Origin of the sequence: cf. Phormidesmis sp. LEGE 11477 (assembly GCF_015207105.1) — a bacterium.
GTDB lineage: Bacteria > Cyanobacteriota > Cyanobacteriia > Phormidesmidales > Phormidesmidaceae > Phormidesmis.
In genome coordinates, this window is record NZ_JADEXO010000166.1 from 1 (window position 1) to 10,527 (window position 10,527).

The 10,527-nt window shown below is 48.2% G+C and carries 17 protein-coding genes; 7 read left to right on the forward strand and 10 right to left on the reverse strand.

Translation table 11 applies throughout. The features are described from left to right. Window positions 1-341: 341 nt before the first annotated feature. Complete coding sequence (locus IQ256_RS26840) at window positions 342-1,337, reverse strand: alpha/beta fold hydrolase (protein ID WP_193858763.1); 996 nt, start codon at window positions 1,335-1,337, stop codon at window positions 342-344. 457 nt (window positions 1,338-1,794) lie between these two features. Here IQ256_RS26840 and IQ256_RS26845 point away from each other — a divergent pair, with 457 nt between their 5' ends. Continuing rightward, on the forward strand, window positions 1,795-2,376 hold the full coding sequence (locus IQ256_RS26845; RefSeq protein WP_193858764.1) for a hypothetical protein: 582 nt from the start codon (window positions 1,795-1,797) through the stop codon (window positions 2,374-2,376). 154 nt (window positions 2,377-2,530) lie between these two features. Further along, entirely contained in the window at window positions 2,531-2,905 is a 375-nt protein-coding gene (locus IQ256_RS26850) for a hypothetical protein (protein ID WP_193858765.1), read from the forward strand. 165 nt (window positions 2,906-3,070) lie between these two features. Here the strand turns inward: IQ256_RS26850 and IQ256_RS29900 are convergent, their stop codons facing one another. Both IQ256_RS29900 and IQ256_RS26860 read right to left on the reverse strand, forming a co-directional pair. Then, window positions 3,071-3,232 (reverse strand): recombinase family protein, encoded by a 162-nt coding sequence (locus IQ256_RS29900; protein WP_228025328.1) that lies wholly within the window; start codon window positions 3,230-3,232, stop codon window positions 3,071-3,073. 79 nt (window positions 3,233-3,311) lie between these two features. Beyond that, window positions 3,312-3,737, reverse strand: a complete 426-nt coding sequence (locus IQ256_RS26860) for a hypothetical protein (RefSeq protein ID WP_193858766.1) — start codon at window positions 3,735-3,737, stop codon at window positions 3,312-3,314. Window positions 3,738-3,748: 11 nt separating this feature from the next. Between IQ256_RS26860 and IQ256_RS26865 the strand changes: the two genes are divergently transcribed. Then, window positions 3,749-3,910 carry a hypothetical protein gene (locus IQ256_RS26865; protein WP_193858767.1) on the forward strand — a complete coding sequence of 54 codons (162 nt, stop codon included), beginning with the start codon at window positions 3,749-3,751 and terminating at the stop codon, window positions 3,908-3,910. A 163-nt stretch (window positions 3,911-4,073) separates the two neighbouring features. Here IQ256_RS26865 and IQ256_RS26870 read toward each other — a convergent pair whose 3' ends face one another. The 6 genes from IQ256_RS26870 to IQ256_RS26895 form a co-directional block, all read right to left on the reverse strand. Next, the gene (locus IQ256_RS26870; protein ID WP_193858768.1) at window positions 4,074-4,211 is read right to left on the reverse strand and encodes a hypothetical protein; all 138 of its coding nucleotides are present in this window, start codon (window positions 4,209-4,211) and stop codon (window positions 4,074-4,076) included. 48 nt (window positions 4,212-4,259) lie between these two features. After that, entirely contained in the window at window positions 4,260-4,955 is a 696-nt protein-coding gene (gene rnc / locus IQ256_RS26875) for a ribonuclease III (protein ID WP_193858769.1), read from the reverse strand. Continuing rightward, window positions 4,948-5,178 carry an HNH endonuclease gene (locus tag IQ256_RS30575; RefSeq protein WP_228025329.1) on the reverse strand — a complete coding sequence of 77 codons (231 nt, stop codon included), beginning with the start codon at window positions 5,176-5,178 and terminating at the stop codon, window positions 4,948-4,950. Before IQ256_RS30575 ends, rnc begins: the two co-directional genes overlap by 8 nt. 597 nt (window positions 5,179-5,775) lie before the next feature. Continuing rightward, complete coding sequence (locus IQ256_RS26885) at window positions 5,776-6,150, reverse strand: hypothetical protein (protein WP_193858771.1); 375 nt, start codon at window positions 6,148-6,150, stop codon at window positions 5,776-5,778. Window positions 6,151-6,441: 291 nt separating this feature from the next. After that, window positions 6,442-6,774, reverse strand: a complete 333-nt coding sequence (locus IQ256_RS26890; RefSeq protein WP_193858772.1) for a tetratricopeptide repeat protein — start codon at window positions 6,772-6,774, stop codon at window positions 6,442-6,444. Continuing rightward, window positions 6,767-7,021 (reverse strand): hypothetical protein, encoded by a 255-nt coding sequence (locus IQ256_RS26895; RefSeq protein ID WP_193858773.1) that lies wholly within the window; start codon window positions 7,019-7,021, stop codon window positions 6,767-6,769. Before IQ256_RS26895 ends, IQ256_RS26890 begins: the two co-directional genes overlap by 8 nt. Window positions 7,022-7,317: 296 nt before the next feature. Here IQ256_RS26895 and IQ256_RS26900 point away from each other — a divergent pair, with 296 nt between their 5' ends. From IQ256_RS26900 to IQ256_RS26910, 4 genes are all read left to right on the forward strand, one after another. After that, window positions 7,318-7,482, forward strand: coding sequence for a hypothetical protein (locus tag IQ256_RS26900; RefSeq protein WP_193858774.1), 165 nt, complete (start codon window positions 7,318-7,320; stop codon window positions 7,480-7,482). A 792-nt stretch (window positions 7,483-8,274) separates the two neighbouring features. Further along, window positions 8,275-8,763, forward strand: a complete 489-nt coding sequence (locus IQ256_RS26905; RefSeq protein WP_228025330.1) for a hypothetical protein — start codon at window positions 8,275-8,277, stop codon at window positions 8,761-8,763. Between the two features lie 739 nt (window positions 8,764-9,502). Then, complete coding sequence (locus tag IQ256_RS30165) at window positions 9,503-9,631, forward strand: hypothetical protein (RefSeq protein WP_255516245.1); 129 nt, start codon at window positions 9,503-9,505, stop codon at window positions 9,629-9,631. Window positions 9,632-9,656: 25 nt separating this feature from the next. After that, a complete protein-coding gene (locus IQ256_RS26910) occupies window positions 9,657-10,334 on the forward strand; it encodes a hypothetical protein (protein ID WP_228025331.1) in 678 nt (225 codons plus the stop codon). Window positions 10,335-10,428: 94 nt separating this feature from the next. Here the strand turns inward: IQ256_RS26910 and IQ256_RS30580 are convergent. Beyond that, window positions 10,429-10,527 (reverse strand): transposase (locus IQ256_RS30580; RefSeq protein WP_193855553.1); only part of this gene is annotated, 99 nt, incomplete at its 5' end.

Genomic DNA, 10,527 nt, shown 5'->3' on the forward strand with positions numbered 1-10,527 from the left:
CGTATGTTCTGTCGCATTCGGGGCTACATCTCGACCATGAGAAAGCAGCATCAACCCTTACTCGAAGCCCTCACAGGGGCCTTCACCAAAAATCCTACCTTTCCACTACTTCAGCCTGAGTAGTTACAGGTAATTACGTAAGTGCTTACATAATACTATAAGCTGAGAAGAATTCAAGACCATGCTGTCTGCCCGATACTAAAGGTCGCTCCCAGAGGGCTGCTAACTACACCACCCCTCTGGGAGATTGTGATACAAGTCGTTAGCTTTCCTGCTGAGCGCCTGCAAGTCACTTCTGAAACACAGCAGAGATCTTTGTCTAGTCCGCTGTATCAGGGTCGTTATGTGGCGCTACAACGCACTTCTTCAACAACCTTACGAATCGCATCAACGACTAATTTTGGTTTGTCGAGTTGGATTACATGTCCACTTTCTTTAGCAACAACGTGAACACCCTGGGACGACTCGTTAGCTAGGTCTGCGTGTAATGCTTGCAGCTTCTCAACGACCTCCGGGGTGAGGTCGAAGTCTGGCTTTCCAGCCGACAAAACAACGAGAGGAATATCAGGGAACGACTTTGTTTGGCGTGTCTGTTCGATCTGGTTCATGCTAACTGATACCGCAGCCGTTTCTTGAGCAAAGGTTTTTCCAAACTGGGTCTGAGAATAGAGTGCTTTAGCAAGCGATCGCATTGAAGGTGGAAATTTTTGGAATAAACCAGACATCATCGGCACAGAATCAAAGGCGACAAGCAAACGCAGCAGACCCGTACGTCCCATGATTGGCACCACATAGGTTAGCAGTTTTTCAAGTCGTTTGTTTAATTCGACCCATTCGACTGGCGTGTCCTCATACATTCGCTCGTGAGCCACATCGACCAAAACCATCCCAGCGACTTCCTCTGAATGATGATAGGCAAACAAACGAGTGAACAAACCGCTTAAAGACATTCCGACTAAGACATAAGGCGGTTCAACTTCAACCTCTCTCAGAAGCTGCCGCAATTCACCAACAACTTGCTCAGCTGTGCGTGACTCTGCGCTTGAATCACTCCAGCCATAGCCTGCTCGATCGTAGGTCAATATTCTTGCAAATTTGGCAACTTCAGGCTGGACTAACTGCCAATCTAGATGAGTACCTCCAGTTCCACTATCTACGATAACTGTTGGGTGACCTTTACCTGTCATTTGATAGTGCCAGTCTTTACCGTTGATTTGAACGATTTCTCCAGATGGCGAAAACCTTCGGCGATCTCGATTTGTAGCAAGTGTTTGATAGATTACGCCAAATCCAACTACTCCAATCACTACCCCGAGAGGTACAACAAGCCATAACATCTAGTCAATCTCCTAAACTTACATGCTTACGATTGTTTCACGAGTAGCTTTTCAACCACCTACCAAAGGGCAAGGTCGCCTAAATATAGCTGACTATAGGCTGTCACTCCGAAGTCGTTAGCCGCAATCACCTAGTGTACTACTGTCCGCAAACCACTGTTTGCAAGACAGGGTAGCCCCGCTATTGAGAAGCTGAGGCGCTTGGCCAGTGATGCCGATCTTATCTGTATAGGAGAATCCAAAGGTAGCTGGGTTATCTCACTGCCGGTTAGCGCCGGAGCTGATGACCTTGATTTTGACTTCTAAAATTTGTCTAGCCTAGACGCGAAACACCCCCTAACCCACCCTAGACAATCCATCTAGGCTAGACATCTCACCCTAGACAAATCGCTGAAATCCTCTTATACCAAGTGTCTAGGTAAGAACGACCACCACCACTCACAAGGGAGAACACATCATGCCGATACGGAAGCCAACAATAAAAGACTTGCTGATAGGAACCTTAATTTCGACATCTCTAACCAGCTGTTTCGCTCCATCCTCAGGCATCAAGACAGAAAGCGGCCGCCAAGAGGCTGTTGTCCCTATAGAAGCTGTTGAAGCGATCAGAGAACAGCTAGAAGCCCCAGGAACAAACCCGACAGGGGGCGTAGAAGCGTCCTATATCCAAGACGCGCTGACAAATCCCTTTACCGACATAGAAGGCCCCGGACTTATCTATTGCGCTACTCTCTTTGAATACGGTGAGCCCTACCCTGTGACTTGCTTTGGTGATTCAATCGACGGAGTCAAAAACTCGCTTGCTCCGCCGCTCAAGACTTCACTAGGCGTTTGGGTATATGCAGGCAAAGTTGGCGAGGAATTCCGCTACCATCCCGTAGGCTCTGCCGCTGAACTATGGGGCGCTGAACTCAAGGAATCTGAATACTACGGCTCATGGATTCTGGAGACGTACCCCAAGGGCGATCGCTTTGATATTGCCACCATTGAGGCTAAAGGACGCGAGCTTATTTTGAGCGAATATAAAACGCCAGAGTGATGGCCAGCACTCCCGTCTGAAAAACAAACACACAACACTTCACCCTACCCGACTACACAAGCGCTGCTATCGCCGCTGCCGTTCCCCTACTGCATATTTTTTAATCTTGAACCCTATTCAAGGTTGTAACTCAAATATCACTGGAACAAACGCCATGTCTCACAAATCTGTTTCCTCCCTTCTCCTCGCTGTTTCCCTCTTCTCGGGTCTCGTCTTCACGGGAGTAGAAAAGAGGGAAGCTCTCGCAGAACCGCTCCGCACTTCCAGCCCCGCTCAGTCTCAGGTGCGTCCGGGTCTCAATCCCGCTGGTTCTACCGACCTGATTACTCCGTCTGAGCCAGAGGATGTGCCTCAGGTGCGTCCGGGTCTCAATCCCGCTGGCTCTCCTCAAATGCAAGCTCCATCGGGAAGTGGGACGGCACCGGTTGCATGGCCGGCTGGACCACCCTGTGACTCAGACATATTACCCCCTGGTCATTGGGGCGCACCTTGCGTCTTCAGAGCCGTTGACGATGATCCATTTAATTAGGCAGCTCGTTAGCTAACGGACAGCATCCTCACTAGCTTCATGCCGTTGAGGATGCTAGGCATTTTGGGGTAGTGAAGTTAGCTCAACGGAACCGTCCAGGTAGCGATAAACGCTAGCCTTCGAGAGATTGTATTCTTCCATCAGCGTTTTGATAAGAACGCCATCTTACCGCTGCTGCTGTAGTTCAATCTGTTCATCCTCAGTCAAATGCTTCCTTCTGCCTAGCTGAACGCCGTTGGCCTTAGCATTGCGAATGCCGTCCATCTGCCGTTCAGCGCGAATCTCGGTTTCAAACTGAGCGATCGCACAGAGGTAGGGGCACAGCAACCGCGTCGAATGAAACAGATAGGCGGCTCAACGAGGGTGATGTTAGGGTCTTGCAGGATAGGAAGCTTGCTAAACCAATCTAACTAGCCCGCTGCTCTAGTGTCTCTACACGACCACCAATAGAAAGGATTGCGGCAAGAGCTTCCCTTTGAGCCTGTCTATCGGCTCTGCCTTCTTCAATCAGCACCTGTATCTGCTGCGATTGGTCATTAACAGTAGCTTCTAGTCTGGTAATACTCTCTGTATTACTCGCTATCTGTCGCTGGTTCGCTTCTATCTGCGCTGTATTACTCGCTATCTGTTGCTGATTCGCTTCTATCTGCTCTGCATTGACTAACGACTGCCCCACTAGCGTTTCTAGAGCAGACTCTAACCGTTCTAGCCGTTCGTAGTTGGCAAAAGCCTGCTGTGTAGCTGGTCTAATAAATTCAGACACTAAAACATCGATAGTACCGCTCAGTTGCTCTACTACCCCTTCTAGTCGCCCTAGCCGTTCATCTGACATCGTTACTTCCAGTGTCTAGCGCTATTCTACATCACGCCAATTTCTCAAGCCAGTTGCTCGATCGCCAGCTTAGTAAAGCCGCTCACCTCTATAACGGTGAAAAGCTTAAAAACCCGATGCGGCTAGATTCAGAGCCGCACCTCCAGAAGGAACGGGAGCGATCGCACCTGTGAAAGAGGGCAATAAGCCGTTCTGGAGCAGCAGTGCCGCTCGCTACTGTACAAAGGAATTGAAAACCGCTGAGGTCGATCGGTATCTGAGGTGATTCGAGTCGGTTGTGTGCGCCGTAGGCATCCGAGCAGAAGAATCTAGCAGTAGAGCAAAGAAGCCTCGCTGCTAGGTGCGGAATGACATCACAACGGTATCGCTGAAAGCTTCGAGAGGCTTGAGCGCCGAGCAACACGAAGCCTGGACATAGGTTGCGATCGCCCAGTGATAGGGTGTAATCACGTCATCACTGGGAGCTAGTGCCAACAATCGCTGCAACGCCAGAGGGAGGGAGGCGATCCCGTTGGAGAGAGTTTACAACAGCCCTTGCTTATTCAGCTTCGAGATCGCATCCTCTGCCGCCTGCTTCTCAGACTTCTTTTTACTAGACCCTCGACCTTCCCCGTAAAGAACGCTATCCACATAGACCCTAGAGTGGAACTCAGGCGCATGGTCTGTTCCGCCTAGCTGCTCTGTCTCGTATTTAGGGGGAGCTTCGGCACCATTCGCCTGGACGATCTCTTGGAACCTGTTCTTAGAGTCTATGTTGGAGCGAACTGGGGTAACACCTTTAGCATCACCGTTCAATACCTTATTGAACAGGTCTTCTACAATCGATCGCAGCTTTTCTATCTTCCGATTATTGTCTAGATAGTAGGCTCCAACAACCGCTTCAAACGTGCTGCTGAGCAGGCGAGCGTTGTGATAGCCGCCCTCCTGGATCGCGCCCCGGCCCAGCCGCATTCTAAAATCTAATCCGACTTCAGTCGCAAACTTGGCCAGCTGCTTCTCGTCTACGAGTCTTGATCGTCGCCGAGTCATTTCGTCTTCGCCCAGCTCACCTTCGAGCTGATAAAGATACTCACCACTGATGGATGTGAGTAGGGCATCTCCAAGGAATTCCAGGCGCTCATTATCGCCGTCTTCTCCGGGATTTTCGTTGATGTATGAACGATGGGTTAAGGCCCGACGTAGAAGCGTTTCATCTTGAAACTGTAGGAGCTTATGCATGTTTTCTCACCCCGCGTGTTGACTTTGGATTGAGCGAGAAGAGCCGTTTAGGTGGATTGAGACTATTGCCTCGGTCACTATTACAAGGGATACAGGCAAGCCGCAGGTTTTCTAAAGAGTGAGAACCGTTTTTGCTCTGGGGTATCAAGTGATCGAGAGTGAGTTTCTTTGCAGGCAAGGCACACTGGCACCACCAGCATTGTGATCCATAGTCTCTGAGCAAGGAAGTCTTTCGAGCTTTTTTTGCCTTTTGGACATCGCCATATTGAATTTTCCATTACTTTTTTAGGTAGTAACAGAACATCAGATGCAAGCCGCAGTACACACTCCCATGCGGGAACGTGCTGGCTTAACACCTACAAATAAACGTCTCAAGCGTACTATCTTTAAGCCTCACACCAGCACATACCCAGTAGGCTGAACCAGCGTTTACCTAAAACAAAATCTCTTATTTCAAACAAACGCCAGACCAGAATACTGGGAATACATTTATCTGAGGAACAAAGATAGTGCCCATGAGACGAACATCTAGGGAGTGATATTCGTTACATAACACTATCGAAGCACAGCAATATCAGATCGTCAATACTGTCAACGGTAACTGTTTCAGCCGTCTAATGTATTACTGCATGATCAGCAGCAGATAGATCCGGCGCAGTGATTAGAACCGGGGCGATCTCATGAAGATAAAATGGGGGGCGATTGCTCTTTCACCACTTCAGCATGATCGAGCTAGCGACTATAGCAGCAGATAGCACACCCACTCATTCTGGAGAAACGAGCTGGTGTGCCAAGAGCTAACTATTCATACTTAGTCTGCCTAGAGTTGATAAGGTGTTGGATATCCCTCTGGAATCTCCGGCATGAGGTCATTGAAACCTTCAGGGCAGGGTAACTCGCTAGGCCAAGGGAACGTTGCGCCTGCACCGTATCCCCGGCAGTCATAAGCGCAAGTCCGAAAGGTCTGGCCGGGAACCATTGGTGACTCGAAGATCAGCTCACAACGATATTTACGAACATCTGGGATATACCATTCCTCCTCCTCCTCTTCGTCATCACTATTGAAGGTATCTTCAATAGCCTCTCTAATGATCTCTGCTGCGGGTGCTGGAGCCGGAAACAAAGCGTTGAGAGAAAGCGCCGCCGAAACCAGAAACAACGGCAAGATGTCAGTACGAACTTTTCTTGATACCATGAGTTTTAATCCTATTGACTTAGGGTTTACCAGCCCCATTTCTCTTTCCGTCCAAAGTTCGAGAAATGGGGTTTTAGCTGTTGCTATGCTTCTATTATAACAGGGATTACCTACTATAGAACAGAATGCAGTAGGGGTTCTATTTAATTTGCAACACTTTTTTGGGACTCCCTAAAAGAGAAGGTTTTACGCTCGAAACGAAGCTATCGGAAAGATACAAAAACGAAGCCCCCAGCAGTTCTTGCGTTGCTGAGGGTTCTCATGTACTCGTCTCTTCTAAGCTGCCAAAATCTATCGGGTAGCCCTTGTCGCTGGGCTATGCTCAAATCCCTGCTGCCGAGATAGCGTATAAAGTTGACTCGCCTTCTCGTGCTCGCCTCTCACCGCTAGCATCCCGGCTAGGTTGTTAGTCGCAACGCTATACCCTTGCCCTGAAGCACGCTCATACCATTCCATTGCTTTGTCACTATCGGCTGCTGCCCCTAGCCCTAGCTGATACAACGTGCCAACCATACACTGCGCTTCTGCGTTTCCCTGCTCAGCGGCTATCTTCACCTTCGGGAAGGCCGCGTCAAAGTCTTGCTGCTGATATTCGATATACCCTGGAAATTGCGCTTCACTCATTCGTTTCTTCCTCTGCTTCAGGGGGCCAGTTCATCGCTTTTGCCGTCTCTGCTGGCAGGTGCGACGCGATCGCTTGCCGACACACTTCCTGCCACTCGGGTAACAATCCAGCCTTCAATGCCTGCGCCATCTGCGGCGGCATCTTCAGTGACTTGGTCGCCGTGCATGACTCTGACCAGCTATGCTGCTTCCGATAGCCATACGCTACGATCTCTGGATTGCCCCCCGGTCGCCCTCTTCTTGGCATCTCTCTACTTCAACTTCAATTGACATCTACTATAGCAAGTATCTCTCGCTATAAATCCGCTCATCAGGAAGATAGCAATCGCAACTGACCGCAACATTTTCGTATTCTATACAGAATGCCAAAACATACCAAGAAGAAGGCTGGTTGACCAGGCGGAGAGGGCAACAGAAAGGAAAGAGAGCAAAGAAAGGACGAGATGAGCAGCCCTCCCACGACCAACCAGACAACAACCAGTGCAGCTTTGATAACAGAGCAGGCTAGGGCAACCTTAAATCTCCATCAGGAAGGCTTCTGCCGTGAAAACAAGCAATTTAAAACTCTATGTTCAGGTCGTTGAAGCACAAGCCATTCCTTTGCGAGAAGATTTCTGGTTTCGCCTTTTGTCCGAAGATTTGAGGCTCAATCCCATCAGCATAGAGCCTCAGATAGTACAAGAATATGTTCATATCTTGAAAGAGTAACGCTGAATTTCTAAAGTTATTGCCTGTCACTATCTTCTTCCTCCATTTCGTCTAGCCGACGGATAAGTTCAGGAAGTATATCAACTCTTCTTTCAAAAACGAGAGGGGCAGCGATCCCTACTATGAGGAGTGCGAATGAAAAAATAGTCGGGATTATCTGAAAATGTAGGAGCAGTACTGCTCCAAACATCAAAACAAAGTACGCCAGCATTCTATATACACTCGGCAGATATGGAATGCAGAGAACTCCTATAGTAGCCGCTAATATTCCGGCTATATATGACATATTAAGTGATTGCAGAAATCAAAAATTCTTCAGTGTTCGAAGTAGCTAAAAGCATAGATATTTCAATAAATAGAACGTTCGAGCAGATTGGAATCAGCTTATCGTCAATGAGTCCCATGTCCATAGTACATAAAAACTAGAGACTCAAACTTGTTTTAAGAATGATGAATGATGAATGATGAAGGTAGTGTTGATGATAAGTAAGACGTTGCCGATCTCGCTCTAGCAAAGGTGACAGCGTATACTCAAAAAATCATAACGATACGGCGGACAGGCAAAACAGACAGACGAGCCCGGTGAACTGGCAGACAGAGGACTAGCAACCACATTACTCCCAGCCCCGCTGATCGATGGCAAGTTGCCTCTGCTGGTAATAAAGACGGCGGTGGATATGGGGTGATCGCACTGCGTTGAAGTAAATTGACTAGGGGGCGATCGCTTCTCGTCGAAAAAGCTGGTTAGATTTCCGGCAGGCAAACAACGAGAAAAAGAGCTATCGTTTTGAAATGACCCTGCAACAGATTCACCAGAGTGATATAGGCATGAATCTCACAGTTGAGGAAATTAAAGCCGTTTGTGAGACCGCTCGCACAAACATATCTGAAGCATTAGATCAGGAATCTAGAAGGCGCAGTGGCAGTGGGGTGTGGGCCGATATTGACCTTTCCGAAATGCAATGGACTGCCACTAAAGACATCATCGCTTCAGAATTGAAAGAAAGCGGGTGGGCAATTACCTATGAGGATTTCTGGGGGCCGGACGGTGCCAAGATATATATTCAAGAGGCTGGTATTACTCAGCTCATAGATAACCGCTACAAAGAAATAGCACGGGAGAAGTGGATAAAAGCAGTCATATGCGCTGTGCTCTTCACCGTGATTTACTTTCCATTACTACGGATAGGAGCGAGAAGCTATGTCAACCTGTTAATCCAATATGGCTCTGGAGATAGTGCTAAACCGGCAGTAATCGACAACGGCGACGGAGGCAGGTGAGTGATCGCCCTCCGTTGCTGTAGATAGAGGGCGTCGCATTTCGACCTACAGAGAAGACGGCAGCAGGCGGCAGCAGGCGGCAGAGACCGTCACGCGGCTGTAAGATCACACTAGCACCGGAGTTTGAGAACCGTTCGGCTCTGTGTTGTGCGTCTTCTGTCCTGTCATTGGGATTGGACCTATGTTCTGCTGCCTTACCGCGATCATCGCTGCTCTTGAATGGTGGTCATAGCTTACTTTCTGTTTAGTGTGATCGCTTACTTTCCCGTTCAGGTCGCAGTCAGCTTCTGCTTAGTCTGTTCGGCCTGTTCCGAACTTCTAAAAGCTATTGGGTCATTCTGTTCCTGATAGCTTTTTTGCTTTGTAGTAGGGTTAGGCCATAACCAAGATACTGCAACTCTTTTGCGCTGGGTCATACCAAATGCGCTGAGCTACCAAGGATGTTCCCTCTATGATCTCTATCATATTTGAATCAAAGCCCATCACAGAAAACCATCTACTCTTACTTTTGACCTTCTATCAAGAACGCAACTACAGCGGTAGCTATCGAAAATAAAGAGGTCAAGAATATGCCTGCTGTCGTTAAGACCTTCATTCAATTTCTGTTTGAGCAGTTCCTTGCCTTAAAGATGTTCGACTTCCCCAAAATGAACATGTACAGTGATTTTTTACAAATCACACAGATAGCTATCCCTATCCTCAAACGTCTCCACAAGGCATCCTGGGAGGCGTTTGATTTATGGATGCTCAGGAGATGATTGCCGCCAGTGCCTTGCGTGGCCATCAGCGCTGGACTAATATGATCGCATTGGCTCAGCCAGTTGAGCCTATTATCGTTGTAGGCTTTTGCCCAGTCGAGAATACCTAGCAGATGGTGTTTCAAGAGAGACTAGATGATGAGCGAACAGAACCAGGAACTATTGACGGAGATTCTTGCTCTCTCTACCGACGATGCAATCGATCAAATAGACACAGAGAGTCGCAGCATGGAGAGTCGCTGTGATGCTGCATCGGAAGCTTTCGCCTCTACACTAAGGACAGCGGCTAAAGAAGGGTTCGACTACGTCGAACTCCTGCCCATGTACTCATCCGATTTCGACAGACGCCCGTCGTTGGGGCGACCAAGTACTGTTGAAGTCAGTTCTGAAATGTTTCAGGAATTAATTTGGCAGATTGCAGACGCAGGGTTCGATTGCTTTGTCGACCGACCTAACAAATTAGAGCTGAAAGATTTCGGGATACTAAACTGGTCAGAGCAGCAGGTTGAATGGTCGCTTTATATCTTGTTGCCATTCAAAAAGCCGCCTGCTTTTTCAATATGGCGGTTCTTGATGTATGACAAAGAGCTGTCCGATTTCAACATAGTTGAGACAGTCGAGTTCGCACCATCATGCGCTATTCGTCTGTTTTTCAGTGCTCTATGCTTAGGCACCATGACTCTTATCTCTGAATTCTGGCCAAACGTCAAAAATGAAGTGATTTGGTTTCCACTTTATAGCGCTATGGCAGTAATTGTTATATTTTCTCTAGCCATAGTACTCGCTAAGATACGTGAGGGGGATTTTTCATGATTCCCCTCACGTATTAACTAGATCGGCGGGAATTCCCACGCTACAGGCTTGTCCTTAGCGTGGGAAGAAAGCCAGGTGAGTGATAGCGAACAGTCTAATCAGGTCTGTCCTGATTTTGGACGTAAGCTTTGAGCTCGTCAACGGTTACCCCACCACAACTCGCTATAAAGTAACCACTAGTCCACAGCACTTT